Source organism: Micromonospora sp. BQ32 (assembly GCF_059358895.1).
Genome location: NZ_JCADBI010000001.1, coordinates 386545 through 412495 on the forward strand (window position 1 = coordinate 386545; position 25951 = coordinate 412495).

At 71.4% G+C, this 25951-nt stretch carries 28 protein-coding genes; 20 read left to right on the plus strand and 8 right to left on the minus strand.

The genetic code is table 11. The annotated features are described in order from the left end of the window. Positions 1-229: 229 nt before the first annotated feature. From AC5L30_RS01590 to AC5L30_RS01620, 7 genes are read left to right on the plus strand one after another with little or no spacing between them, the layout of a single operon-like run. On the plus strand, positions 230-532 hold the full coding sequence (locus tag AC5L30_RS01590; protein WP_091398934.1) for an urease subunit gamma: 303 nt from the start codon (positions 230-232) through the stop codon (positions 530-532). After that, complete coding sequence (locus tag AC5L30_RS01595) at positions 529-876, plus strand: urease subunit beta (protein WP_494864740.1); 348 nt, start codon at positions 529-531, stop codon at positions 874-876. The genes AC5L30_RS01590 and AC5L30_RS01595 overlap by 4 nt, the downstream gene beginning before the upstream one ends. Then, a complete protein-coding gene (locus AC5L30_RS01600; protein WP_494864742.1) occupies positions 873-2576 on the plus strand; it encodes an urease subunit alpha in 1704 nt (567 codons plus the stop codon). Before AC5L30_RS01595 ends, AC5L30_RS01600 begins: the two co-directional genes overlap by 4 nt. After that, the gene (locus AC5L30_RS01605) at positions 2576-3343 is read left to right on the plus strand and encodes an urease accessory protein UreF (protein ID WP_494864743.1); all 768 of its coding nucleotides are present in this window, start codon (positions 2576-2578) and stop codon (positions 3341-3343) included. Before AC5L30_RS01600 ends, AC5L30_RS01605 begins: the two co-directional genes overlap by 1 nt. Positions 3344-3362: 19 nt before the next feature. After that, positions 3363-4118 (plus strand): urease accessory protein UreG, encoded by a 756-nt coding sequence (gene ureG / locus AC5L30_RS01610; protein ID WP_494864745.1) that lies wholly within the window; start codon positions 3363-3365, stop codon positions 4116-4118. Beyond that, positions 4118-4834 (plus strand): urease accessory protein UreD, encoded by a 717-nt coding sequence (locus AC5L30_RS01615; protein ID WP_494864746.1) that lies wholly within the window; start codon positions 4118-4120, stop codon positions 4832-4834. The genes ureG and AC5L30_RS01615 overlap by 1 nt, the downstream gene beginning before the upstream one ends. A gap of 8 nt (positions 4835-4842) precedes the next feature. Beyond that, positions 4843-5043: a hypothetical protein gene (locus AC5L30_RS01620; RefSeq protein WP_494864747.1), complete on the plus strand. Its 201-nt coding sequence runs from the start codon at positions 4843-4845 to the stop codon at positions 5041-5043. A 218-nt stretch (positions 5044-5261) separates the two neighbouring features. On the opposite strand, the gene AC5L30_RS01625 is transcribed toward AC5L30_RS01620, so the two are convergent. Continuing rightward, entirely contained in the window at positions 5262-5840 is a 579-nt protein-coding gene (locus AC5L30_RS01625; RefSeq protein ID WP_494864748.1) for a MarR family winged helix-turn-helix transcriptional regulator, read from the minus strand. Between the two features lie 96 nt (positions 5841-5936). Between AC5L30_RS01625 and AC5L30_RS01630 the strand changes: the two genes are divergently transcribed. The 6 genes from AC5L30_RS01630 (at position 5937) to urtE (ending at position 12296) form a co-directional block, all read left to right on the plus strand. Then, positions 5937-7019: a substrate-binding domain-containing protein gene (locus AC5L30_RS01630; RefSeq protein ID WP_494864750.1), complete on the plus strand. Its 1083-nt coding sequence runs from the start codon at positions 5937-5939 to the stop codon at positions 7017-7019. A gap of 422 nt (positions 7020-7441) precedes the next feature. Next, positions 7442-8686: an urea ABC transporter substrate-binding protein gene (urtA, locus tag AC5L30_RS01635; protein ID WP_494864751.1), complete on the plus strand. Its 1245-nt coding sequence runs from the start codon at positions 7442-7444 to the stop codon at positions 8684-8686. 73 nt (positions 8687-8759) lie between these two features. After that, a complete protein-coding gene (urtB, locus tag AC5L30_RS01640; RefSeq protein WP_494864752.1) occupies positions 8760-9647 on the plus strand; it encodes an urea ABC transporter permease subunit UrtB in 888 nt (295 codons plus the stop codon). Further along, a complete protein-coding gene (gene urtC / locus AC5L30_RS01645; protein WP_494864754.1) occupies positions 9644-10831 on the plus strand; it encodes an urea ABC transporter permease subunit UrtC in 1188 nt (395 codons plus the stop codon). Before urtB ends, urtC begins: the two co-directional genes overlap by 4 nt. After that, a complete protein-coding gene (gene urtD / locus AC5L30_RS01650; protein ID WP_494864756.1) occupies positions 10828-11604 on the plus strand; it encodes an urea ABC transporter ATP-binding protein UrtD in 777 nt (258 codons plus the stop codon). The genes urtC and urtD overlap by 4 nt, the downstream gene beginning before the upstream one ends. Next, a complete protein-coding gene (urtE, locus tag AC5L30_RS01655; protein WP_112625517.1) occupies positions 11604-12296 on the plus strand; it encodes an urea ABC transporter ATP-binding subunit UrtE in 693 nt (230 codons plus the stop codon). The genes urtD and urtE overlap by 1 nt, the downstream gene beginning before the upstream one ends. A 15-nt stretch (positions 12297-12311) precedes the next feature. Here the strand turns inward: urtE and AC5L30_RS01660 are convergent, their stop codons facing one another. Then, complete coding sequence (locus tag AC5L30_RS01660) at positions 12312-13187, minus strand: alpha/beta fold hydrolase (RefSeq protein WP_494864758.1); 876 nt, start codon at positions 13185-13187, stop codon at positions 12312-12314. A 91-nt stretch (positions 13188-13278) separates the two neighbouring features. Beyond that, a complete protein-coding gene (locus AC5L30_RS01665; protein ID WP_494864760.1) occupies positions 13279-14337 on the minus strand; it encodes a LacI family DNA-binding transcriptional regulator in 1059 nt (352 codons plus the stop codon). Positions 14338-14446: 109 nt separating this feature from the next. On the opposite strand from AC5L30_RS01665, the gene AC5L30_RS01670 reads away from it, so the two are divergent. From AC5L30_RS01670 to AC5L30_RS01695, 6 genes are all read left to right on the plus strand, one after another. Beyond that, complete coding sequence (locus AC5L30_RS01670; protein ID WP_494864762.1) at positions 14447-15394, plus strand: LamG-like jellyroll fold domain-containing protein; 948 nt, start codon at positions 14447-14449, stop codon at positions 15392-15394. A gap of 37 nt (positions 15395-15431) precedes the next feature. Next, positions 15432-17534 (plus strand): PQQ-dependent sugar dehydrogenase, encoded by a 2103-nt coding sequence (locus AC5L30_RS01675; protein ID WP_494864764.1) that lies wholly within the window; start codon positions 15432-15434, stop codon positions 17532-17534. Between the two features lie 102 nt (positions 17535-17636). Next, on the plus strand, positions 17637-18107 hold the full coding sequence (locus AC5L30_RS01680) for a molybdenum cofactor biosysynthesis protein (protein ID WP_494864766.1): 471 nt from the start codon (positions 17637-17639) through the stop codon (positions 18105-18107). A 94-nt stretch (positions 18108-18201) separates the two neighbouring features. Further along, a complete protein-coding gene (locus AC5L30_RS01685; protein ID WP_494864768.1) occupies positions 18202-18900 on the plus strand; it encodes a nucleotidyltransferase domain-containing protein in 699 nt (232 codons plus the stop codon). A gap of 20 nt (positions 18901-18920) precedes the next feature. Beyond that, a complete protein-coding gene (locus AC5L30_RS01690) occupies positions 18921-19679 on the plus strand; it encodes a nucleotidyltransferase domain-containing protein (RefSeq protein ID WP_494865304.1) in 759 nt (252 codons plus the stop codon). 92 nt (positions 19680-19771) lie between these two features. After that, the gene (locus AC5L30_RS01695) at positions 19772-20299 is read left to right on the plus strand and encodes an SUKH-4 family immunity protein (protein ID WP_494864769.1); all 528 of its coding nucleotides are present in this window, start codon (positions 19772-19774) and stop codon (positions 20297-20299) included. Position 20300: 1 nt separating this feature from the next. Here the strand turns inward: AC5L30_RS01695 and AC5L30_RS01700 are convergent, their stop codons facing one another. From AC5L30_RS01700 to AC5L30_RS01710, 3 genes are all read right to left on the minus strand, one after another. Continuing rightward, positions 20301-20678, minus strand: coding sequence for a nuclear transport factor 2 family protein (locus AC5L30_RS01700; RefSeq protein WP_366633930.1), 378 nt, complete (start codon positions 20676-20678; stop codon positions 20301-20303). A gap of 104 nt (positions 20679-20782) precedes the next feature. Further along, positions 20783-21202: an ATP-binding protein gene (locus tag AC5L30_RS01705; protein WP_494864770.1), complete on the minus strand. Its 420-nt coding sequence runs from the start codon at positions 21200-21202 to the stop codon at positions 20783-20785. Positions 21203-21430: 228 nt separating this feature from the next. Continuing rightward, positions 21431-21763, minus strand: coding sequence for a nuclear transport factor 2 family protein (locus tag AC5L30_RS01710; protein WP_494864771.1), 333 nt, complete (start codon positions 21761-21763; stop codon positions 21431-21433). A gap of 183 nt (positions 21764-21946) precedes the next feature. On the opposite strand from AC5L30_RS01710, the gene AC5L30_RS01715 reads away from it, so the two are divergent. After that, positions 21947-22333 (plus strand): DUF2267 domain-containing protein, encoded by a 387-nt coding sequence (locus AC5L30_RS01715; RefSeq protein ID WP_494864772.1) that lies wholly within the window; start codon positions 21947-21949, stop codon positions 22331-22333. Between the two features lie 56 nt (positions 22334-22389). Here AC5L30_RS01715 and AC5L30_RS01720 read toward each other — a convergent pair whose 3' ends face one another. Next, complete coding sequence (locus AC5L30_RS01720) at positions 22390-24795, minus strand: ricin-type beta-trefoil lectin domain protein (protein ID WP_494864774.1); 2406 nt, start codon at positions 24793-24795, stop codon at positions 22390-22392. Positions 24796-25041: 246 nt separating this feature from the next. After that, entirely contained in the window at positions 25042-25887 is an 846-nt protein-coding gene (locus AC5L30_RS01725) for a copper resistance CopC family protein (RefSeq protein ID WP_494864775.1), read from the minus strand. Positions 25888-25951: the final 64 nt, after the last annotated feature.

Sequence of the window (25951 nt, forward strand, 5' to 3'; positions counted from 1 at the left end):
GGTGGCGATCCTCTACGGTCTGCTCAGCGGTGGGCGGTGCGGTCCGCATCCGACCCGACACCGCCGGTTGCCCGTCGTGCGGGCCGGGATGGTGGAGTCCCGGATCGCCCCGTCGGCGGTGACCCGGCGGTCGTGTGACTCCCAGCTCGTCCCCGGGTCCTGCTGCCCGGGGCGGCTCCGCGTGGAGCCGATGGCGAGCCGGAGCACGCCGACCCACCGGGAGAGCCCCGTGTTCCTCAGCCCGCACGAACAGGACCGCCTGCTCGTCCACGTCGCGGCCGACGTCGCCCGCGCCCGCCGCGAACGCGGCCTGCGCCTCAACTACCCCGAAGCCGTCGCGGTGATCACCGCGTTCCTCCTCGAAGGCGCCCGCGACGGGCGGTCGGTGGTCGACCTGATGTCGGCCGGCCGGACGGTGCTCGGCCGCGACGACGTCCAGGACGGCATCCCCGAGCTGCTGAGGGAGGTGCAGGTGGAGGCGACGTTCCCGGACGGCACCAAGCTGGTGACGGTGCACCACCCGATCCCGTGATCCCCGGGGAGATCCTGCCGGCGGCGGACCCGGTCGAGATCAACGTGGGTCGTCCGGTGACCACTCTGCTCGTGGTCAACACCGCCGACCGCCCGGTCCAGGTCGGCTCGCACTACCACTTCGCCGAGGCCAACCCGGCGCTGTCGTTCGACCGGGGCGCGGCCTGGGGGCAACGGCTCGCCGTTCCGGCGGGCACCTCCGTCCGGTTCGAGCCGGGCATCAGCCGCAGCATCGACCTCGTACCGCTCGGCGGCGCACGGATCGTGCCGGGTCTGCGCGGAGAGTGCGCGGGACCGTTGGACCCGTCACCGCACACGGTCACGGCCGACGGGTCGCCGCGGTGAGCGCCGTGCGGCGGGACCGCTACATCGACCTGTACGGGCCGACGACCGGTGACCGGATCCGGCTGGCCGACACCAACCTGCTGATCGAGGTGGAGACCGACCACTGCGTGGGCGGCGACGAGGCGGTCTTCGGCGGCGGGAAGGTGATCCGCGAATCGATGGGGCAGGCCCGTGCCACCCGCGCCGAGGGGGCACTGGACACCGTCATCACCGGCGCGGTGGTGCTCGACCACTGGGGCGTGGTGAAGGCCGACGTGGGGCTGCGCGACGGACGCATCGTGGCGCTCGGCCGGGCCGGCAACCCGGACACCATGCCCGGTGTCCACCCTGACCTGGTCATCGGCCCGTCGACCGAGGTGATCGCCGGCAACGGGCGGATCCTCACCGCCGGCGCGGTCGACACCCACGTGCACTTCATCTGCCCGCAGATCGTCACCGAGGCGCTGGCCAGCGGCATCACCACGATGGTCGGCGGCGGCACCGGGCCGGCCGAGGGGACCCGCGCGACCACGGTCACCCCGAACGCCTGGCACTTGGCCCGGATGCACGAGGCGCTGGACACCATGCCGGTCAACGTGCTGCTGCTCGGTAAGGGCAACACCGTCTCCAGCGAGGCGCTGTGGGAACAGTTGCGGGCCGGTGCGGGCGGTTTCAAGCTGCACGAGGACTGGGGCACCACGCCTGCGGCGATCGACGCCTGCCTGCGGGTGGCGGACGCGTCCGGGGTCCAGGTGTCGATCCACACCGACACGCTCAACGAGGCCGGGTTCGTCGCCGACACCCTGCGGGCGATCGGTGGGCGGGCCATCCACTCGTACCACACCGAGGGGGCCGGTGGCGGGCACGCGCCGGACATCGTCACCGTGGCCAGCGAACCGAACGTGTTGCCGTCGTCGACCAACCCGACCCGGCCGTACACCGCCAACACCCTGGCCGAGCACCTGGACATGTTGATGGTCTGCCACCACCTCAACCCCTCCGTGCCGGAGGACCTGGCGTTCGCCGAGAGCCGGATCCGACCGTCCACGATGGCCGCCGAGGACCTGCTGCACGACCTCGGCGCCATCTCGATCATCGGTTCCGACGCGCAGGCGATGGGCCGGGTCGGCGAGGTGATCATGCGGACCTGGCAGAGCGCCCACGTGATGAAGGACCGGGTCGGCGCGCTGCCGGGTGACGGGGCCGCCGATAACCACCGGGCCCGGCGGTACGTGGCGAAGTACACCATCTGCGCGGCGATGGCCAACGGGCTGGAACGGGAGATCGGCTCGGTCGAGCCGGGCAAGCTCGCCGACCTGGTGCTCTGGGACCCGGCGTTCTTCGGCGTCCGGCCGCACCTGGTGATCAAGGGCGGCATGATCGCGTACGCCCAGATGGGTGACGCCAACGCCTCGATCCCGACACCGCAGCCGATGCTGCCGAGGCCGATGTTCGGGGCGTACGGCGCGGCGGCGGCGGCCATCAGCCTGGCCTTCGTGGCCCCGGCGGCCCTGGACGCCGGACTCCGCCTGGACGTGCGACGTCGGGTGGTGCCGGTGAGCGACGTGCGGTCGCGGGGCAAGGCCGACCTGCCGGAGAACAACGCGATGCCGCGCATCGAGGTGGACCCGGACACCTTCACCGTGCGCATCGACGGGCAGGTGGTGGAGCCGGACCCGGTGACCCGTCTGCCGATGGCCCAGCGGTACTTCCTGTTCTGATGGCGACGCCGAGCCTGCTGTTGCTGTTGGCCGACGGGCGCTTCCCGGCCGGGGCGCACGCGCACTCCGGTGGTCTGGAGGCGGCCGTCGCCGCCGGCCGGGTCACCGACCTGGCCTCGTTGGAGGCGTTCCTGGTCGGACGGTTGGCCACCGCCGGTCTGGTCGGCGCGGCGTTCGCGGCGGCCGCGCACCGGGCGGCGGTGCCCGCGACCATCGGCCCGACCCGGTCCGCCCGACGGTCGGACGCGTCGGCCGAGTCCGCTGCTCCGTCGGACGCGCCGGCTGGGTCCGCCGCTCGGTCGAGGGCGCTGGCTCGGCTCGACGCGGAGCTGGACGCGCGGACCGCCGCCCCGGCGTTGCGGATGGTCTCGCGCCGACAGGGCCGGGCGCTGCTGCGTGCCGGCCGGACCATCTGGCCGGACGCCCCGTTCGCCGACCTGCCCGCGACGCGCGGTGGCGCACACCAACCGCTGGTGCTCGGGCTGCTCTGCGCCGCGGCCGGGTTGTCCCGCGTCGAGACCGCCACGATCGCCGCGTACGGGACGCTGACCGGGGCGGCCAGCGCCGGCGTACGTCTGCTCGGCCTCGACCCGTACCAGGTCCAGGCCGTGCTGGTCGGCCTGGCCGACGCCTGCGACGGCACGGCCGCCGACGCGGCGCGGGCCGCCGACGATCCCCCGGAGCGGCTGCCGGCCGCCGCCGCTCCACTCGCCGACATCCATGCCGAAAACCATGCCACCTGGGAGGTGCGTCTCTTTGCGTCCTGACACCGTTGTGCCGAGCGCTGTGCCCGCCGTCGAACCGACCATGCCACCGCCGGCCACCCCACCCCACGACGAGACCATCCCGCACACCCATCCGGAGCCGGGGGTGGACCCCCATCCGCCGCTGGCGCGCGCCGGCCGTGCCCTGCGGATCGGCATCGGCGGCCCGGTCGGGTCCGGCAAGACGGCCCTGGTGGCCGCGCTCTGCCGTGCCTTCGCCGACGAGTTGCGGCTTGGCGTGGTGACCAACGACATCTACACGACCGAGGACGCCGACTTCCTCCGCCGGGCCGGAGTGCTGGACCCGGCCCGGATCCGCGCGGTGGAGACCGGTTGCTGCCCGCACACCGCGATCCGCGACGACATCGGCGCCAATCTGGACGCTGTTGACGAACTGGCCGAGGCGATCGGCCCGCTGGACCTGGTCCTCGTGGAGAGCGGTGGGGACAACCTGACCGCGACCTTCAGCCGAGGGCTGGTCGACCGGCAGATTTTCGTGGTCGACGTGGCGGGCGGGGACAAGGTGCCCCGCAAGGGCGGCCCAGGGGTCACCGCCGCCGACCTTCTCGTGATCAACAAGACCGACCTGGCGCCGATGGTGGGTGCCGACCTCGCCGTCATGGACCGTGACGCGCGGGCCCGGCGCGGCGACCTTCCGACCCTCTTCCTGTCCATCGTGGGGGATCCCACCGCATCGTCGGTCGCGGCCTGGATCCGGCACGAGTTGGCCCACCACGCCGCCGTGCACCCGCTCGCCGTGCCGGTCGGTCCGGCCTGATGCGAGCGCGCGCCCGGCTGGTCGCCCAGGCCGACGGTCGGGGCGGCACGGCCCTGGTCGAGCTGCACGGCGAAACGCCGTTGCTGTTGCGCCAGACCCCGACCGACGGCGGTGTCGCCACGGTGCACCTCGTCGGTGGGGCGGCCGGACCGCTCGCCGGGGACGATCTGCGCCTGGAGATCGAGGTGGGCCCGGGTGCGGCGGTCCGGGTGCACAGCGTCGCCGCGTCGATCGCCTTGCCCGGTCGGGCGGGTGCCGTCTCCCGGATGGTGGTGCGGGCGGTGGTCCACGAAGGTGCCACGCTGCACTGGCTTCCGGAACAGTTGGTCGCCGCAGCCGGCTGCGCGCACCTCGCCGAGTCCCGGATCGAGCTGGCCGCCGGTGCACACCTGCGGTGGCGCGACGAGCTGATCTGCGGCCGGTACGGCGAGGCGCCCGGCGGTGCCGTCGTGCACACCCAGGTCGACTACGCGGGTCGACCACTGTTGCGCCAGTCCCTTGCGGTGGGACCGCAGGCGCCGGGCTGGGCCGGCCCGGCGGTGCTCGACGGCGCCCCGGCCGCCGGGTCGCTGCTGGTGGTCGACCCGTCGCAACCCGCCGAGCCTCCGGCAGTCGATGGCAGCGTCGCCCGGCTGCCGTTGGCCGGCGGTCCGGCGACCCTGTGGACCGCCACCGCTCCCGACGCGCACACCTTGCGCGTCCACCTCACGGCCTAGCAGCACCGGTGCTGGTCACCGCGACGCCGGTCTTCGCGGTGCCGGTCTCGGCGGTGCTGGTCACCGCAGTGCTGGTCGCGGCGGTGCTGGCCACGGGCCGTGTCGGCTGCTCCGCGGTGTTGGCCGTGCCGCTGGTGTCGGTTGCCGTGGTGGTGTCGTTGCCGCAGGTCGATGGTTTCCGCGGTGTCCACTGGCTCTGGGGTTGCTGACCACGCGGTGCGGTCCGCCGGGCGGCGCTCTCGCTCATAAGCGATATACCTGTGAATCATATCTATACCTCACAGCTATATCGCTCTCCGGGGAACGTTCTCTGGAGCAGCCCGGGCACATGCCGGTCCAGCCCCACCCCACGCACTGGTAGACCAGCCCGTCCCGCGTCTTTCAGCGAGGCGATCGCCGCGCAGTCGCTGCGCGCTGCTGAGGAGAGTCAGCGGTGAGGGCCACCGGTGGCGCCGGCATCGACGCGATCGTCGCGGCGGGCGGCGTCGTGGCGGCTGGCGCGATCGTCGCGGCGGGCAGGGTCAAGGCGGCCGATCAGGTCGTCGAGCTGACTCACCAGGTCGGTGGCCGGTGGCCCACCCGGCTGGCTGCTCTCCGCGGTGCCCGGCTCGGCGATGCCCAGCTCGGCGATGCCTAGCTCGGCGATGCCTAGCTCGGCGATGCTGGCGCGGACCCGCTCGTCCAGGCGGGCGTGCTCGCGGCGGCCCCGGGCGGTCAGGTACGCCCGAATTCGTCGGCGGTCGACCGGATCGATCCGGCGGAAGACGAGGTTGCGGTCGACGAGCTGGTCGACCAGCTTGGTGAGGGTGCCCGGTGGAAGCGACGCCTCGGCGGACACCTCGCTCATTGGATGGCCCTGGCCGTCGGCGAGCAGGCAGAGCACCCGCCACGCCTCGATGCTCAGCGCGTCGTCGGCCAGTATGGCGCCCAGCCGGCGGGAGAGCAGCCGTTCGGCGCGGGTGAGCGAGCGCAGCAGGTCGGCTGGCGCCCCGGGCACGTCTGACATGAAACTCCCTGGTCCGGTGGCCCTGTCATGGTAGCGAGTCGTCCCGGTCAGTGGTGAGCGCTGGTCTTCCGTCGTGGGCCGGGCAATCATGTGCTCATGTCCGCGCCGGCACCGCCGTGGCTGACCGTCGACCGTGCCGTGGTCAGCATCGCGCTGGTCTACCCGATGCGCGGACCGGCCGGCATGTTCGGCCCCACCTGCGAGCTCTGCGCGCAGCTCGCGGTGGAGGAGATCAATCGGTGCGGTGGGGTGCTCGGCCGGGAGGTGCGGCTGGTGCCGGTCGACGGTGGCGCACCGCCGGCCGAGGTGGCCGCGGAGGTCGAGGCGTTGGTGTCGGTGGGGGCCGTGCAGGGGGTGACGGGGTGGCACATCTCCTCGGTCCGCCAGGCGTTGGCGCCCCGCGTCGCGCACCGGGTGCCGTACGTCTACACCGCACTCTACGAGGGCGGTGAACGCACCGAAGGGGTCTTCCTGACCAGCGAGACGCCGGATGCCCAACTGTGGCCCGCGATGCGGCTGCTCGCCGGGGAGCAGGGCGTGCGTCGCTGGTTCGTGGTGGGCAACGACTATGTGTGGCCGCGCCGTACGTCGCAGGCGGCCCAGCGGTACGCGCTGCGCGGCGGTGGACAGGTGGTGGGCCGGCACTTCCTGCCGTTGGACGCGCACGACTTCACCGAGGTGATGCGCCGCATCGAGCACAGTGACGCGGACGCGGTGTTGATGCTGCTGGTCGGTGCCGACGCGGTGCGGTTCAACCGCGCGTTCGCCCGATCCGGCCTGGACCAGCGCTGCCTGCGGCTGAGCACCCTGATGGACGAGAACATGCTGCTGGCCAGCGGTGCCGGCGCGACCCGGCGGTTGTACAGCACGGCGGGCTTCTTCGCCGGGCTGGTGACCCAGGAGAACCTCGACTTCCACGGCGAGTTCGCCCGGCGCTTCGGGGTGGAGGCGCCGCCGCTGGGCAGCCTGGGGGAGTCCTGTTACGAGGGTGTCATGCTGCTCGCCGCGCTGATCGGTCAGGCCCGCACCCTCGACGTACGGGCCATCGAGACGGCCGCCGACACGGTCGCCTACCACGGGCCGCGTGGGCGGTTGCGGCTGCGTCAGCGGCACGTGCGTCAGCGCATCTACCTGGCCGAGGCCGACGGGCTCGACTTCACCGTGCTCGCCCAGCTCTGAACCCCGGGGCCGATGGTCGACCCGCCGGCCTCTTGACAGCGCCACCCGATCCCGTCCTAAGATGCTTCCTGCGTGAAGTATCTGGCCACGGGGTCGGATCTCGCCATTGTGTGCCCACCGTCGACGGATTCGTCCGCCGACCATTGTGGTGGCACTTATTCTGCGTCTTTCCGAACGGCCGGCACCGTTTCCTCCCCAACGGTGTCGGCCGTTTTTCGTGCGCGCCTCGACGGCCCCTCGGAAACAGTCAATTAAGGACTGGGAAACACCCGCGCAATCATGCCGGTCGACGCTTTCCCTGCCCATATCCGATCCGGTGCCCTGGGCGGCGTCCACCCGTCGACCTCGGCATCGTCCACGTCAGCTCCATCGGACCGCACCGACCGTCCTTTCACCACTTGAGTGCACCGCAGGGAGAGTAGATGTCATTATTCCGGGGCCGCCGCATCCTGGCGGGTGCCATGACCCTGGTCGCCGCGGCCGCGATGACCGCGTGCGGCAGCAAGACCACCGACGAGGGTGGCGCGACCGGCGTCACCGCCGACGTCTCCGGCGACACCGTCAAGGTGGGCCTGCTCAACTCGCTCTCCGGGACCATGGCGATCAGCGAGGTCACCGTCCGCGACGCCATCATGCTCGCCGTCGAGGAGATCAACGCGGCCGGCGGTGTGCTCGGCAAGAAGATCCAGCCGGTCGGTGAGGACGGAGCCTCGGACTGGCCCACCTTCGCCGAGAAGGCCGAGAAGCTCATCTCCGAGGACCGGGTGGCCGCCGTCTTCGGCTGTTGGACGTCAGCCAGCCGCAAGGCGGTCAAGCCGGTGTTCGAGAAGAACAAGGCGTTGCTGTTCTACCCCGTGCAGTACGAGGGTCTGGAGCAGTCGCCCTACATCTTCTACACCGGAGCGACGACCAACCAGCAGATCGTTCCCGGGCTCGACTACCTCAAGTCCCAGGGCGCGAAGTCGGTCTATCTGGTCGGTAGTGACTACGTCTTTCCCCGGACCGCCAACAAAATCATCAAGGCGTACGCGACCGCGAACGGGATGACCGTGTTGGGTGAGGATTACGCGCCGCTGGGCTCCACCGAGTTCGGCACCATCGTCAACAAGGTCAAATCCTCCGGCGCGGACGCGGTGTTCAACACGCTCAACGGTGACAGCAACGTGGCCTTCTTCAAGGAATACAAGTCGGCGGGCCTGACCGCCGCCGCCATGCCGGTGGTGTCGGTGTCGATCGCCGAGGAAGAGGTCAAGGGCATCGGCACCCAGTACCTGGAGGGCCAACTGACGGCCTGGAACTACTACCAGACCACCCCGGGCGCGGCCAACTCGAAGTTCGTGGCCGCGTACAAGGCGAAGTACGGCGCGGACAAGCCGACCAGCGATCCGATGGAAGCTGCCTACGTCGGCGTCCACCTGTGGAAGGCGATGGTCGAGAAGGCCGGCGCCTTCGACGTGGAGAAGGTCCGCGCCGCCGCGGACGGGATCACCTTCGACGCGCCGGAGGGTCTGGTCACCGTCGACGGCAAGACCCAGCACATCGCCAAGACCGCCCGGATCGGCAAGATCGGCGCGGACGGTCTGATCACCGAGGTGTGGAACTCCGGCAAGCCGGTCGCGCCGGACCCGTTCCTCAAGACCTACCCGTGGGCGAGCGGCCTGAGCTGACGATGCCGGCCCGGGCGGATCGCGTTGCCGCGCTCCGCCCGGGCCACCCGACCAGCAGTTCGGAGTACCCACCGTGACAGTCCTCTTCGGTCAACTCTTCACGGGCATCAGCATCGGCGCGGTGCTGCTGCTCATCGCGCTCGGCCTCGCGCTGACCTTCGGCCAGATGAACGTGATCAACATGGCGCACGGTGAGTTCATCATGGCCGGCGCGTACACCACCTACGTGCTGCAACAGAGCATCACCGGCGCCGGCCTGTCGCTGGCGGTCGCGCTGCCGGTGGCGTTCGTGGTCGCCGGCACCATGGGTGTCCTGCTGGAGGTGCTGCTCATCCGCCGGCTCTACGCCCGGCCACTGGACACCCTGCTGGTCACCTGGGGTGTGTCGTTGATCTTGCAGCAACTGGCCCGGGACATCTTCGGCAGCCCGAACGTGCAGACCCGCGCGCCCGAGCTGCTCACCGGCAACGTGGCGCTGCCCGGTGGGCTGACCATCGCCAACAACCGGCTGTTCATCCTCACCCTGGCGCTGGCCGCCGTCGCGGCGCTCACCCTGGCGCTGCGGCTCACCCCGCTCGGGCGTCGTATCCGCGCGGTGGTGCAGAACCGCGACCTCGCCGCCGTGTCTGGCGTCGCCACCTCCCGGGTCGACCGGACGACCTTCTTCCTCGGCTCCGGCCTGGCCGGGCTCGCCGGGGTGGCCCTCACCCTGCTCGGCCCGATCGGCCCGACCATGGGCACCAACCTGATCATCGACGCCTTCCTGGTCGTCGTGGTCGGCGGGATCGGCCAGCTCAAGGGCAGTGTGATCGTCGCCTTCGCCCTCGGCGTGCTCCAGGCCACCGGGGAGTACCTGACCACCCTCAGCGTCGCCAAGGTGATCGTGTTCGTGGCGATCGTCGCGTTCCTCCAGTGGCGGCCACAGGGCCTGTTCACCCTGCGGACCAGGAGCCTCGCATGACCGCCGTCACCCCCGCGCCGCCCAGCACCGCCGTCGATCCGGCGGCTGTCGACGTCGTACCACCGGGCCGCCCGGCCGGCCGCTCGCGGCTGCGGACCCTGGCCGGCTTCGCCTTCGGCGCGGCGCTGCTGTTCGCCGTCGCCCCGCTGGTGCTGTCGGACTTTCGGCTGGCGTTGCTTGCCAAGTACCTCTGCGTCGCCATGGTCGCGGTCGGCATCGGGATCGCCTGGGGTCGGGGCGGGATGCTCACCCTGGGCCAGGGCGTCTTCTTCGGCCTCGGCGGCTACGCGATGGCCATGCACCTCAAGCTCGCCGACGCGGGCCCGGGTGGGATGCCCGACTTCATGCAGCTGTACGGGCAACTCGACGAGCTGCCGCTGTGGTGGCGGCCGTTCGCCAGCCCGTGGTTCGCGCTGCCCGCCACGGTGCTGCTGCCGATGGCGGTCGCCTTCGGGCTCGGCTCGCTGGTCTTCCGCCGTCGGGTCCGCGGCGCGTACTTCGCCATCCTCAGTCAGGCGCTCGCCGCCGCCATGGTGATCCTGCTGATCGGTCAGCAGGGCACCACGGGCGGCACCAACGGGCTCACCGACATCAAGGGCTTCTTCGGCTACGACCTGGACGACCCGGTCAACCAGCGGATGGTGTACTTCATCATCGCCGGGACGCTGCTGGCGTTGCTCGCGTTGGCCCGCCAGCTCATCCACAGCCGCTACGGCGAGCTGCTGGTGGCGGTGCGCGACGGTGAGGAGCGGGTCCGCTTCCTGGGCTACGACCCGGCGTCGGTGAAGCTGGTGGCGTACGTGGTCGCGGCGGGCATGGCCGGGCTGGCCGGTGCGCTGTTCGTGCCGGCGGTGGGCATCATCTCGCCCGCGCTGATCGGCATCGTCCCGTCGATCGAGTTCGTCATCGGCGTCGCGGTGGGCGGCCGGGCGACCCTGCTCGGGCCGGTGCTCGGCGCGGTGGCGGTGGCCTGGGCGCGTACCGCTCTCTCCGAGCGTTTCCCGGGCACCTGGACGTACCTGCAAGGGTTGCTCTTCGTGGTCGTGGTGGCGTTCCTTCCCGGCGGCCTGGCGTCGCTGTGGGCGTTGGCCCGCCGCCGCGACGTCGGCGAGCGGTCGCCGCGCCGTGGGTGGTTGTCGCTGGGCCGACGACGGGTCGAGCGGACGGAGGTGCCGGCGGCATGAGCGGCGAGCGGTTGGACGGGTTGTCCGTCCGTGACGTACGGGTCAGCTTCGACGGTTTCACCGCCGTCGACGGCGTCTCGCTGGAGGTGCCCGCCGGCGACATCCGGTTCCTGATCGGGCCGAACGGCGCCGGCAAGACCACCCTGGTCGACGCGATCACTGGCCTGGTCCGGGCCACCGGCTCGGTCCGGTTCGGTGACGAGGAACTGCTCGGCCGGCCGGTGCACCGGATCAGCCGGCTCGGCATCGGCCGGACCTTCCAGACCTCGACGGTCTTCGAGGAGCTGTCGGTGTTGCAGAACCTCGACATCGCGGCGGGCGCCCGGCGCAGCTGGGCGACCCTGGCCCGCCGCCGCCGGGGCGTCCCCGACGAGATCGCCGCCGCACTGGAGACCATCGGTCTGGCCGAGCGGTCCGCGCACCTCGCCGGGACGCTCGCGCACGGTCAGAAGCAGTGGCTGGAGATCGGCATGCTGCTGGTGCAGGACGCGCGGCTGCTGCTGCTGGACGAACCGGTCGCCGGGATGAGCCACGAGGAACGCGACGCCACCGGCGCCCTGTTGGAGACGGTGAGCCGGGACCGCACGGTCGTTGTGATCGAGCACGACATGGATTTCCTGCGTCGGTTCGCGCGCAGCGTCACCGTGCTGCACGCCGGCCGGGTGCTCAGCGAGGGCACGGTGGCGCAGGTTCAGGCGGACCCGCGGGTGCAGGAGGTCTACCTTGGCCACCCGGTCGACGCCGGGTCGGCCCGCACCCCTCAGGAGGCATGATGTTGACGCTGCGCGGGGTGCACGCCGGATACGGGCGTTCGCGGGTGCTGCACGGAGTTGATCTCGCGGTCCCGCCCGACGGGGTGGCCGCCGTACTCGGGCACAACGGCGCCGGCAAGAGCACCCTGCTGCGGGTCGCGGCCGGGCTGCTGCGTCCGAGCGCCGGCACCGTCGAGCTGGACGGTGAGGACGTCACCCGCGCCGGGCCGCACGAGCGGGTGGCGCGGGGGATGGCGTACGTCCCGCAGGGCCAGCAGTGCTTTCCGCACCTGACCGCGGCGGAGAACCTGCGGCTGGTCGCCGACGGCCGGCGCGACGGGGCGGTGGCCACCGCGGAGGTGCTGGACCTGTTTCCGGCGCTGCGCCCGCTGCTGCGGCGTCGGGCCGGGCTGCTCTCCGGCGGTCAGCGCCAGCAGTTGGCCATCGCCCGGGCCCTGATCACCCGGCCGCGACTGCTGATGCTCGACGAGCCGACCGAGGGCATCCAGCCGTCGGTGGTCGCGGAGATCCAGGAGCGGATCGTCGAGCTGACCCGGCAGTCCGGGTTCAGTGTGCTCCTCGTCGAGCAGCACCTGGGCTTCGCGCTGCGGGTGGCGGACCGTTACCACGTGCTGGAGTCCGGCCGGGTCACCTCGCACGGCGACGGGGGTGTCACAGCGGAGCGGGAGGTCCGGGCGGCCCTGGCGGTCTGATCGGCGCGCCCGCGATCAGGGCTGGACGCGGTCGAGGAAGTCACGGACCAGCCGGACGACCTCGTCGAGGTTTGTCTCGAGCAGCCAGTGCCCGCCGTCGAGCAGGTGCAGCTCGGCGTCGGGCAGGTCCCGCAGGTACGCGCGGGCCGCCCCCTCCGGCATGTAGCCGTCGTGCGGTCCCCACACGATCAGTGTGGGCGGCCGGTGGGTACGCAGGTACTCCTGCTGGCGGGGGAACCAGGCGACGGTGCTGCCCTGGTCGGCGAGGAGGCGCAGCCAGGCGTCACGCCGCCGGGGTTCCGTGACCAGCGCACCCGAGAGCCGCCACAGGTCGGGGCTGACCCGGTCGGTCAGCCGGTCCGGCAGCTCGCCCAGAAACTCACTCCGGAAGCCCTCCTCGTCGATCGCGGCCGCCAACTCGTCCCGGCCCTCGTCGGTCGGGTCACGCCAGAACCGCTTCAGCGGCTCGTACTTGGGCCCGTGCTGGTCGGGGTAGATGTCGCCGTTCTGAATGACGAGGCCGGCGACCCGCTGCGGCGCGGCCATCGCCAGCCGCAACCCGAACTGGCTGCCGTAGTCCTGGAGGTAGATCACGTATCGGGTGAGCCCCAGTGCGTCGACGAAACGTTGGAGCAGGGCGGCGTGGGCGTCGAAGGTGTACGCGAACCGGCTGGGGTCGGGCAGGTCGCTGTAGCCGAAGCCGGGGTAGTCGGGTGCGATGGCGCGCCAGCGATCGGCCAGCGCGGGCAGCAGGTGGCGAAACTGGAACGACGACGACGGGTACCCGTGTGGCAGCAGCACGACGGGCGCGTCGGCGGGACCGGCTTCGCGATAGAAGATCGTGATGCCGTCGACCTCGACCGTCCGGTGCTGTACAGCGATGTCGGCCATGACCTCTCCTGACGCGTCAGGCACGGTGTGCGTGGGCTCCCTCGACCGTGCCAGAAGTCGAGCCGTCGTGCCGCCGCATCGCCGTTGCCGGTCAGGTCCTCGGCGCCGGCCCGGTCGAGTCGCGGACGACCAGCAGGTGCCCGGTGGGACGGCGGCGGGGGCGGGTCGTGCGCGGCTTGAGCGCGAGGGTGAGTGCCGTGCGGCCCATCTCGGTCATCGGCAGGCGGATGGTGGTGAGGCTGGGTGCGAGGTCGGCCGCCACGGAGACGTCGTCGAAGCCGACCACGGACATCCGCGCGGGCACCGGCACGCGACGGGACCGCAGCGTCGACAGCACACCCATGGCCATCGCGTCGTTGAGCGCGATGATCGCGGTCGTCTCCGGATGCTCGTTGAGGATCTGTTCGGCGGCGGCGCGCCCCCCACCGCGGGTGAAGTCGCTGTGCACGACGACGAGGTCGGCGGGGGACCGCCCGCGCTGGCGCAGCGCCGACGAGACCCCGGCCAGCCGGTCGGCGACCGTGGTGAGGCTGGCGCTGCCCGCGGCGACCGCGATGCGCCGGTGGCCGAGATCCATCAGGTGCTGGGCGAGCGCGTGGCCGCCGGCCTCGTTGTCCGGCAGGACGGCGTCGACGCCGAGCGCGTGCCGTCCGATGGCCGCGGCCCGTCCGCCGTGGTCCTGGAACGCGGCCAGCTCGGCGCGGGCCGCGCTCTCCATCCGTGGGTCGTCGTAGCCGGAGCCGCCGATCAGGACGATGCCGACCCGCTGGGCGATCAGGTGGCGCAGCTGTTGCAGTTCGTAGCCGGGGTCGCGGCCGGACTGGCAGATCTGCACCAGCAGCCCCTGCTCGGCGGCGAGCTGGATGACCCCGGCGGCGATCTCGGAGAAGTACGGGTCGTCGACCTGATGGACGATCAGCCCCACCGTGGAGATGGCCCCGCTGGCCAGGGTGCGGGCGTACGGGTTGGCCACGTAGCCCAGCTCGCGGGCGATCCGCCGGATCCGGTCGGCCACCTCGGCGCTGACCCCGGCCCGGCCGGCGAGCGCGCGGGAGGCGGTCGCCAGCGAGACGGCGGCGTGTTCGGCGACGTCCACGAGGCGCGGCCGCTGGCTGGCCCTGGGCATCCGCAACCCTCCGGAAACATCCATGTCTCCCGATCTATTGCGAGCGACATTGATCGAAGCCTAGGGTACGTAAGCGCTTTCGTAAGCGCTCACGTGACCGGCATCCGGCATGCCGCGAAACGAGGTGACAGCCATGTCCAGGGCCCGACGAGCGGCCGTCTCCCTCCTGGCGATCGGCGCACTGACCGGCGCCGGTACGCCACCGGCGCAGGCGGATCGAAGCCCCACGCACGACGTCCACCCGGCGCTGCGCGCGCACCTGGTCGCCGCGTACGACTTCGACCATCCGGTGCCCGGCGACCCCGCCCTGGAACGCGACCAGGGACGTTCCGGCACCGAGATCGAGCTGATCAACGGCGGTGCCGCCATGCGGGTGCCGGACCGCGCCTACCGGGGCAGCCGCAACGCGGTGCAGACCCGGCAGGTCGCCCCCACCGTCGCCGGCAACGACGACTGGAAGGCCGGCACCTGGTCGGCCAGCGGGGTGCGGACGCTGCGCGCCTTCAACGCCACCGCGGGCACCACCGTCATGGGCTGGTTCAAGCTGAACATGGACAGCCCGTTGCCCAACTCCACCACCGCCGACCCGGACGACCGCTACAACGCCATCGGGCTGGCCGGAGTGCTGACCGGTGACTCCGACGGCCACGGCGTCCGCGCCCTGCTGGAGCTGATCGACGTCGACGGGGAGTTGCGTCTCGTCGCGCTCGGCCGGCGGCTCGACGGCGGCAACTCGCAGACCTTCGCCGCCACCCAGGACTGGCGCGAACTGCTGCCGGTGGGGGAGTGGGTGCACCTGGCCGCCACCTTCGACTTCGGCACCGGCGCGCTCGCCCTCTACCGCAACGGCGAACCGGTGGACGGCTTCTACACCCGTACCGACGACCCGTGGCTGGTGTCCGGGCCCGGCCCGCACGTCACCACGGCGTCCGACCCCCGGGGCATCAAGATCGGCGGCAGCTTTCCCCAGGACACCCTGGAACGCAACCCGTGTGACTGCCGGATGGACGGCCTGATGTTCCTCGACAGTGTGGTCTCCGCGAACGACGTGCGGAGGCAGTACCGCCACCTTGCCCGCTGACCACCCTCGGCACCGTCCCACCGAGAAGGAGACACGCGTGCGCACCCTGCACCGCCGCGCCGGCACAGTCCGCCGGCCCGCCCTGAGGGCCGGCCTCACCGCCCTCGTGCTGATCCTGTCCGCCCTGGTCGCCACGCCCGCGCGGGCCGCCGACGCGGTCGACGACCCGATCCCCGACATGCCGACCCAGTCCCGCCTCGGGCTGGTCCTCAGCGAGTACGCCAGCTTCCCGCAGTCGTACCCCACGCCGGCGCCGACCGATCCGCGGCTCATGCGTACCGCACGGATCAACACCATCATGGAGGTGCCCGACGGCTCCGGCCGGCGGGCGGTGCCCGACCTCAACGGCAGCCTCTACCTGGTCGAGGGCGGCGTGCCGCACGTCTACCTGGACGTGGCCGCGACGTTCGCGCCGCGGTTCTTCTCCGGTCGTGGGCTCGGCCAGGGCTTCGGGTACGTCGCGTTCCACCCGGAGTTCGGGGTGAACGGCCGGTTCTACACCATCCACACCGAGTTGGCGTCGACGACGACCGTCACACCGGACTACGCCCAGCCCAACACGCTCTTCCACGGTGTCATCACCGAGTGGACGGCGACCGATCCGGCCGCCGCCACCTTCGCCGGCACGCACCGGGAGGTGCTGCGCATCGGCTTCGGCGGCCAGGTGCACGGCATCCAGGAGATCAACTTCAACCCCACGGCCAAGCGCCACGACCGCGACTACGGCCTGCTGTACCTCGCCGTCGGCGACGGTGGCCAGGGCGCCCGCAACACCGACCCGCAGAACCTGGCCCTGCCGCACGGCAAGCTGCTGCGGATCGACCCCCGGGGCACCAACTCCGCGAACGGGCGTTACGGCATCCCACCCACGAACCCGTTCGTCGGCCGGGCCGGCGCGTTGGGCGAGCTCTACGCCGTGGGTCTCCGGGACCCGCACCGGTTCAGCTGGGACCGGGCGACCGGCCGGATGTACCTGGGGCACATCGGTGAACACGCCGTCGAGGCGATCTACGAGGTCCGCGCCGGGGATAACTTCGGCTGGAGCGAGCGCGAGGGCTCGTTCGTCTTCGACAAGTCGGCCACGAACCCCTGCGACCGGCTGCTCCCGCTGCCCGCTGACGACGACAGGTACGGCTACACCTACCCGGTCGCCGCGTACGACCACGACCCCGCCGCCGGCTGGAACTGCACCGACGACGTCGGTGTCGCGGTGGCCGGCGGCTTCGTCTACCGGGGGCGGGCGCTGCCCGCGCTGCGGGGCAAGTACGTCTTCGGCGACCTGGTCGACGGCCGGGTGCTCTACACCGAGGCGAACGAGATGCGCCGGGGCCGGGAGCTGGCCACGATCCACCAGTTCGCACTCTTCGACGCGGCGGGCACCCCGGTCCGGATGCGCGACCTGTCCGCACCGGGTGCGCCCGGTGATCCCAACCGCGTGGACCTGCGCTTCGGCACCGACGCCGCCGGTGAGCTGTACGTTGTCGCGAAGGCCAACGGGAAGGTCTGGAAGGTGACCGGTACCAGGGAGTTCGCCAGCGGTGACGTCGGGGACGTCACCCTGCGTCGCACCGCGGGGGCCGCGAACTGGGCGCCGGTGACGCCGGCGAAGTGGCAGTTCACCCGCGACCAGGTCGTCCTGGCCGAGGCCGGGGAGAGCCGGCCGGGCCCGCGCCGGCCCTTCGAGTACGCCGTGCTGACCGCCGGCCCGGCGTGGTCGTCGGTGCAGGTCGACGCTCAGGTACGACTCGACACACCGGTGGAGGTCACCAACCGGGACGTGATCATCGTCTTCGGCTGGCGTTCGGACACCGAGTTCTACTACGCCCACCTCTCCACCGACAACACGATCTATCCGCACAACGGCATCTTCAAGGTCGACAACGCCGACCGGGAGCGCATCGACCACCAGTGGAACGGCCGGTCCCGGGGCGCCAACCCGGCGATCACGGATGACAAGTGGCACCGGGTCCGGGTGGTGCACCTGCCGGCGACCGGCGAGATCGCCGTCTACGTCGACGGGCACCGGGATCCGCTGCTGACCGCGAAGGACACCACGTTCGGCTCGGGACGCGTCGGCTTCGGCTCGTTCGACAACGTGGGCCGCCTGCGCAACCTGACCGTTGCCGGCACGCCGGCCTGAACCGGGCCGCGGTGGGGACGGCGGCGGTCACGCCGACGTCCCCACCGAGTCATCCCTCGACCTGCCCCCGGAGGACCCGGTCCGGTTCGTAGAATTCCTGCCATGCCGGAGATCGTCGAGTTGCTGGCCTCGCCCGTGCACCGCTTCCTGGGCCGGCCCGCGGACGGCCCGGCCCCGGCCCCGCCCGGTGAGCTGGTCGACGCGGTCCGGATCCGAGCCGGCCTCGGCATCGTCGGCGACCGGTACTTCGGCCAACAGGCACACCGCGACGCCAGCGTCACCGTCATCGCCCAGGAGTCGCTGCCGGTCGGCATCGGCCTGGCCGAGGTGCGGCGCAACATCCTCACCACCGGGATCGCCGTGGACGAGCTGATCGGCAGGGTGCTGGTGCTGGACTCCGGCGACGGCCCGGTCAGCCTGCGGGTCAACCGGGCGGCCCGGCCGTGCGCCTGGATGGACGTCACCGTCGGGCCGGGGGCGTGGAAGGCGCTGCGCACCACCGGCGGCATCCGCTGCACACCCCTCAACGACGGCACCCTACGCATCGGCCCGATCGACGCCGTCGTGAGCTGAGGAAAGGGCTCGACGTCAGCACTCCCGGACCGGCATGGTGTGCACCGGACAACGGCCGCCCGGGCGGCCGGCGCAACGCTCGGGGGAGGCAGCGGTGGAGCACACACTGACGGATCAGCTGGTCAACGACCACACGATCTTGCAGGTGGTCGTCGGTTCCCGCGCGTTCGGGCTGTCCAGCGCGGCATCGGACACCGACCGACGTGGGGTGTACGCCCTGCCGGCCTCGGCGTTCTGGGGGCTACGGAAACCTGCGCGCCACCACGACGGCCCGCTCGACGAGCAGGTGCGGTGGGAGGTGGAGCGGGTCTGCACACTCGGGTTGGCGGCGAATCCCACCGTGCTGGAAGTGCTGCACTCTCCGCTGGTCGAGACGTGCACCCCGCTGGGCGCGGAACTCCGGGAGCTCACGTCGGCCTTCCTGTCCCGGCGGGTGGCCGACACCTACCTGCGGTACGCCACCGCCCAGTTTGGAAAGGCCGAGCGGGGGATAGCCCGCACTGGCGTTCCGGCGTGGCGGCACGTGATGCACCTGATCCGACTGCTGACCGCCGGGGGTGACCTGGTCCGCACCGGCCGCCTGATGCTGGACGTGGGAGCCGACCGAGACCGTCTGCTGGCGATCAAGGCGGGTGAGGTGCCCTGGGGCGAGATCGTCGCCTGGCGGGACCGGCTGGTGAGCCGGATGACCGCAGACCTGGCCACCAGCCCGTTACCCGACCAGCCCGACGAGGCAAGGGTCGAGCAGTGGTTGATCTCGGTCCGGGAACGCTCCGTGCGGTGCTCCGCGTGACGGCCTGGGAGGCTGCGGGTCTGCCGGTCGGCGTCGACCTGACCGGCATCGTCGCCGAGCAGCCGCACCCGCTGGTGTTCGCCACCGTTTCCGGCGCCCACCTGTACGGGTTCCCGTCCACCGACTCGGATGTCGACCTGCGCGGCGCGCATCTACTTCCGGTCGAGGACCTGATCGGGCTGGCGCAGCCGACCGAGACCCGTACGGTTATGACCGACCGCGAGGGCGTGGAGCTGGACCTGGTCACCCACGACCTGCGCAAGTTCGTACGGCTGATGCTGCGGCGTAACGGCTACGTGCTCGAACAGCTGCTGTCACCGCTGGTGGTGCACACCACCGCGGTGCACGCCGCCTTGGTCGAGTTGGCACCGCTGGTGCTGACACGGCACCACGCGCACCACTACCGCGGTTTCGCCGCCACCCAACGGCGGCTGTTCGACACCACCGGCGAGCTGAAACCACTGCTCTACACCTTCCGGGCGCTGCTTACCGGCGTTCACCTGATGCACACCGGCCGGATGCTGGCGCACCTGCCGAGCCTGCTGCTCGCCGAGGCGGCGCCGGCGTACCTTCCTGAGCTGATCGCGGCCAAGCGGTCCGCCGAACACGGCGGGCTGGACGGCCTGGTCGCGGGCCCGGTCCTGGGCCGGGACCTCGCCGAGCTGGCGTCGCGGCTCGACGAGGCGCACCAGGACAGCCGGCTCCCGGAGCAACCCACCGGGTCGGCCCAGCTCGACGAGCTGGTGGTGACGGCCCGGCTGGCGAATTCGGCGAGGTGACGTCCCGACGGGCCGGCGCGTGGTAGAACCAAACCGCGCATCGGCAGCCGGGGCATTGCCGGACGGGACCTCATCCGAACAGAGGTGGTGCAGTGAACCTCGAGCTGCGGCAGCTCATCGAGGAGCTGCGGGCTGAGCTGGCCGATCTGCCGGAGAGCCTGGCGTACGCCGAGTTCGGCGAGGGGGCGGCCCTCGACGCCGTACCGGCGGGGATCCCGGCTGACCTGCGGGATCTCCTGCTGGTGGCCGACGGGCTGCGGGCGGGTCGGGTCGAGCTGGCGTCCTCGTCGACCCTCGCCGGGCTCCAGTACCACCTGGACTACGCGCCGGACTTCTCGTCCATCCCGCAGGACCGGGCGGGCTGGCTGGTGGTCGGCGTCCGCAGCGACGAGCCGATCTTCATGGATCGCGGCACGGGAGCGATCTGGTACTTCCCACCGACCGGCACCGAGTGGTTCATGTCCGACGCGTTCGAGGAGCTCGCCCCCGACGTGGAATCCTTCGTGGACTACTACCTGCTCGGGCCGGGCTACGCCGACCTGACCCCCGCCGACGACCGGTGGTTCGCGTTCCTCGACGAGCAGGGCCTGCTCGACGAGGACGACGAGGAGGAGAGCTGAGTCAGACCGGGCTGATGTGTGCGGCCAGGACCCGCCAACCGTGCCGGTCGTCGTGGACCCACGTCCGGGTGTAGCGCAGCCGCGCCGCGAACGGCGCGCCCTCGAAGACGCCGGACACCCGGCCCAGGAAGAACGTCACCCCCGTGGCACCGACGACGAGCAGGTCCAGCTCCTCCTCCACCAACTCCTCAACGACCGAGCGGCGGTCCCGGTGGGCGGCCAGGTCATCCTGCTTGGTGTGGGTACGCCCGTCCGGGCCGATGGCGATCAGCTGGTCGACCAGCAGCTGATCGAGAGCGGCGACGTCGCCGGCCCGTTGGGCGGCCTGCAGGGTGCGCTCGGCGTCGAGCAGCTCAGCCTCGCGTGCGCTGTCCGGCATCGTGCCGTCCTCCCGTTCCGGTCCGACCCGGTGTCACCGTCGCCCGGGCTGTCCGCATTGTGGCAGCCAACGTGGCCCGGTCGGGCAAGGATCGCCGCCGAGGTTCACAGACTCAGGCGAATCCGTACGACGGTCTCGCCGGGACTGGTGAGCACCGCCACCTCGTCACAGACCTGCTCCACGATGGCCAGCCCGCGACCCCGTACCGAGTCGGCGGCCGGCATACTCCGGCCGAACGCCCGCGTCGGCCCCTGGTCGACCACGTCGCAGAACAGCTGACCCGGCTCGGCCCAGAGCCGGACCCAGCCGCCGCCGGTGGTGTGCTGCAACGTGTTGGTGGCCAGCTCGCTGACGGCTAGGGTCAACAGCTCCACCCGCTCGGTCGACAGACCTCGGGCCAACGCCCCGGCGCTGACGAACGCGCGCAGCGCTCGAACGTCGGTCGCGACCTGATACGCCATGGTGTCCGCGGCGTGGTTGGGAACACCCTGCTCGGCCACGGTTTCTCGTCGCTCGCCCGGCATCAGCCCACCCGGTGCGGCTGGCCGGTCAGCGGCACCGCGATCCACGCGGGTGTCGTGGACGTGCCAGCCTCGAAGTGCGCCATCGGGCAGCGGGAACCCTTCTCGTAGCGACAGCTGTGGTCGCCACATCATGTCACCCGCCGACCTCTTGACTGTCTCGTCCGTTCGGCGGTTGATCACCTGCGCGCCGGCCCGACCAGCCTCGCCGCTCGGCAGCGGAAATCGCCGTCAGGGACGGATGTCCAGGGCGCCGATCAGCCCGTCGCGCAGCGTGAACCGGTACCGCAGCTCGATCGGGCTGCCGGGAAAGTCGCCAGACACCCGGGTGAGCGCCAGGTACGAATCGCCCGCCTGGGGTGTGACCTGGACCGGTTCGGCGGTGTACGAGTAGGCGTCCATCGTCTTCTGCCGCCACGCGCGGATCGAGGCCCGCCCGTCGTACAGCCGGTCCTCGTCGGCGACGCTCGCGGTGTCCGCGAAGCAGGCGACGAAGGCGTCCAGGTCCCGGTCGTTGACGGCCCGGAAGTACCGGTCGATCACGTCGGGCAGGTCGAGGGCCATCTGCTCCTCCTGCGGCACGGGCCGCCGTCGGGCAGCCGTCGGGTTCCCGGTCCGCCCCCACCGTACGAGAAGCGGACGGCTCCGCGCGGAGCAACGAGCAGAACCATCCCGCCCCGGCGGCCGGGGTTTGCTGCCGGTCAGCCCGGGTAGCCACGCGTTTTCCGACAGCCGAAGGGCGGGACCATGGCCGAGCTGGGGTTCGTCGACAAGGTGGCGGCACGGGCGGGTGTCTCGCCGGAGCAGGCCCGCCCACTGACCGAGGCGGTTCTGCGGACCCTCACCGAGCGGCTCTCCGGCGGTGAGGCGGGCGCGTTGGCCCCCCACCTGGCCGACGAGTTGAGCCCGCTGCTGATCAAGGCGGCCGAGCCGCCGGAGGCGTTCGGCTACGACGAGTTCCTGCGCCGGGTGGCCGACCGCGCCGGGATCGACCGGCGGGCCGCCGAGCGGGGCACCCGCGCGGTGCTCCAGACGATGCACCGGGTGGTCGGGCACCGGGAGTTCGAGGACGCACTGGCCCAGCTCCCGGCGGACCTGCGGACACTGGCGCAGCCGCTGCCACACGGCCCCTGACCGACGCCGGGGCGTGGTCTGACCTGTCGGTCGGACCACGCCCCCCTCGTCCGAGGTCAGCCGGTTACCCCGCTACTGACCACCCACTTCTGGTGTGCGCCGCCGGCGTACGTGCCGAGCTGGATCTGGGTGCCGTCGGCGGTGCTACCGCCGGCGGCCTCCATGATCTTGCCGGACTGCGGGTTGCGGATCGACCCGTCGCTCTGCGGCTGCCAAACCTGAGCGCCGGTGCCGTTGCAGGTCCAGAGCTGGATCTTCGTGCCGTTCGCGGTGCCGGCATTGTCCACGTCCAGGCACTTGCCGAGCACGCGGTACGTGTCGCCGACCCGCGTCCAGGACTGCGCGGCGGTGCTGTTGCAGGTCCAGAGCTGGATCTTCGTGCCGTCCGCGACGCCCGAGTTGTCGACGTCCAGGCACTTGCCGCCGACGCCGGTGATGGTGCCGCCGGTCGGCGGTGGGGGACTGCCCGGGATGGAGTTGAGCGTGTACCACGCCTCGGTGCTCCACAGTGACTGGCCGCTGGTGGAGGTGAACGGGCGCGGCGAGCGCAGGTGCACCACCCGGCCGGCCTTGCGACCGGCCACCGCGAGGTTGACCTTCTTCCCGTCCGCCGAGAGGGTGGCCGAGGTGACGGTCAACGTCTCCTCGTCGACCTTCGGCCCGCCGTAGTTCGACGTCGCCACGTACCGCCATTGCTTGATCTTGTAGCGCGCGGCCAGCTCGACGGCGGTGGCCGCCGAGACGGGCTGGGTGTACTCCACCTCGAAGCCGGTCGTGGTGGCCCGCATCGCGAGCATCTCGAACGTGGTGGCGGTGTTCGGGGTGAGCTTCTGCAGGCCGTACGACAGTTTGCCGGTCTGGCCCCAGTTGCCGCCCGCGCCGAGCCCGCCGACGTAGATCGCGCCGTCCGGGCCGACGTTGACCTCGGAGACGCCCGCCTCCAGGCCCTGGGTGAGCCGGAACAGCGCGCCCTGGTACTCGCCGTTGACCTTCTCCACATTCGCCCGTTGCAGGCCGCCGTACGTCACGTCACCGATGACGAACTGGCCGGCGTAGCGACCACTGGTCAGGTACATCGGCGTGCTGGGCGAGTTGGCGATCTCGTTCTGCGGCATCCAGAGCACCGGCTGGGTGACCAGAGCGGTGTCGAACGGCCCCGCCGGGTTCGTGAAGTGGTTGAAGAACCGGCCCTGCTTGACGTGCACCAGCTTCGACGAGGGCAGCCAGCCGCCCTGGTTGTCGGTGACGAAGATGCCGCCCTCCGGGCCCCAGCCGATGCCGTGTGGCGTACGCAGGCCGCCGGCGACGTAGCTGACCGCGCCGGTGTCCTTGTTGACCTTGAGGGTGGTGCCCCGGTTGGTGGCGGGCTGCGGGTTGGTGGTGGCGCCGCCGGAGTTGATCGACACCGACAGGTTCAGGTAGAAGTACCCGTCCTGGTAGAGCAGGCCGAACGCGAACTCGTGGAAGTTGCCGCCGTACGGCCAGGTGGCCACCGTCTCCAGGCGCTCGGCCACCTCGTCACCGCCGGTGTTCACCAGTCGGGTCAACCGTTGCTTCTCCGTCACGTAGACCACCCCGTCGACGACCTTGAGCCCCATCGGCTCCTTCAGGCCGCCGGCGATCTTCTTGGTGGTCACGGCGCCCGGCGTGGTCGATCCGCCGGTGTTGCCGAGGAGCCAGACCTCGCCGTCCTGGGAGGTACCGGACTGGTCGCTGCCGCCCCAGGTGCTGATGACCAGCCGGCCGTCGGCCAGCCAGTCCATGCCGGTGACCTTCGGCTGGAAGCCGCTGGGCCGCAGGTTGGTCAGCGTGTAACCGGGGTGCACGCCGGTCAGCGGCAGGCCGTCACCGGGGGTGTCGGCGACCCCCTCGCACTCCTTGCGCCCGGGTGCGGTCACCCGGACCACGCCGGCGTCGGTGCTCAGCGCCGAGTTCGGTACGACCGCGAAGGTCGACGAACCGGGGGTCTTCCACTCCAGGGTGATCTGCTGCCCGCCCCCGCGCTCGAAGTGGTCGATGCGCAGCGGGTGCAGGCCGGCGGTGAGGGTGACCGTGCCCTCCTTGGGCGGGGTCGCGCCGTGCAGACCGTCGTGGTTGATGACCACGGCGTTGTCGATCGACAGCTTGGAGCCGTCGTCACTGCTGAGTCGGAACGTGTAGCTGCCGGCCTGGGTGGTGGTGATGTTGCCGAGCACCTGCGAGACGAAGTTGTCCTCGAACCCGAAGTCGGCCGCCGAGGTCCAGTTGATGGTGGACATGAGCTTGTCCACGTTCGGGGTCTGGGCGGGCTTGAGCGTGCACAGCTCGGACAGCGGCACCTGCACGTCGAAGACGCGCAGCGTGACACCCGGTTCCTGCGCGGGGGCGGCGGTGGCGGGGACGGCCCAGAGGCCGGTGGCGAGGACGAGTGCCAGCGCACCCAGGACGGGATGGTGGAGTCGGCGTAGCAGGCGTGTGCCCATCGTTCCTCCAGGAGGCAGTGGAGTGTCCGACGGCCGGCGTGGATCAGCGGTGAGGATGACCGTCGGCCCGGCTCCGTAACGTCCTCGACGCCGACGAGTGACGTTGCGGAAACACCGGGTGGATGGGTCGGAACATTAAGGGGTTTCGATTGGGCTGTCCATGGCTTCGCCTCGATACATCAAAAGTTCCCTATGTCCGTGCGAAAGTTCGAGGCGGTACGCGGAGAATGCCCGGTCCTGCGGGGGCTACCGCCGTCCGCGCCGCGCCGGACCGCCGGTCCGATTGCCGGTCTTCCGAGTCGGTTTGGCGGACGTGCGTGTTGCGGCGCCGCCTCGGCCCGCTGCGCCGGCGGACCGGCGGTCCGCAGTGGATGCTCCGCGCGCCGCAGGCCGACGGCGAGCCGCCACCAGCACGATCGCCGACACCACCACGACGATCAGGGCCGGAACCAGCCAGGCCGGGAAACCCCCACCGGATTGCTCCTCCGTGGCGCCGGCCGGATTACTCGCCGGAGCGCCGGTAGGGGCGACCGGGCTGCCTGTGGCCCCGGGGTTGGTCGAGCCCTCGCTCTCAGCCTGCGCGACCAGCGCCGGATCCGGCCCCGCCGTGGGCGCCGACCAGCCGGCCGGCGCCGCCGTGCCCGGCCCCTGGTAGTCGAAGGTCACGGTGCCCCGCACCGCCTCACCGTCGGAGGCGACGGAGAGATAGCTGGCGGTGTAGCGGCCCTTCGCCGGCCAGTGCGCGACGGTCACCATGGCCGGGAAGCCGGTGTGGTACAACCGCGGCTCGAACACGCCGTTGACCATGAAGTACTCGGTGACCGGCTTGTCCAGTCGCTTCGGCTCACCGTAGGACCAGCCATTGTCCACTCGCGACCCGCTCGGCCCGGTGATGGCGAAGTGCGCGTTCGAGGCCGGCTTCTCGGTGAAGTACAACGCCAGTTGGGTCAGCGGCTCGCGGACGACGGTCCCGGTCAGCGGGGTGGAGGTCGCCAGCTGACCGTGCGCGGACGCCGGGGCGACCGGCAGCAGCAGACTCACCACCAGGGTCGCCGCCAGCGCCGCGGCGGCACGACTCAGGACCTTACGCACAGTGACCAGCCTCGATCGCATCCGTTCATCATGGTCATTTCCCCGGCACCGAACAAGACGTAGA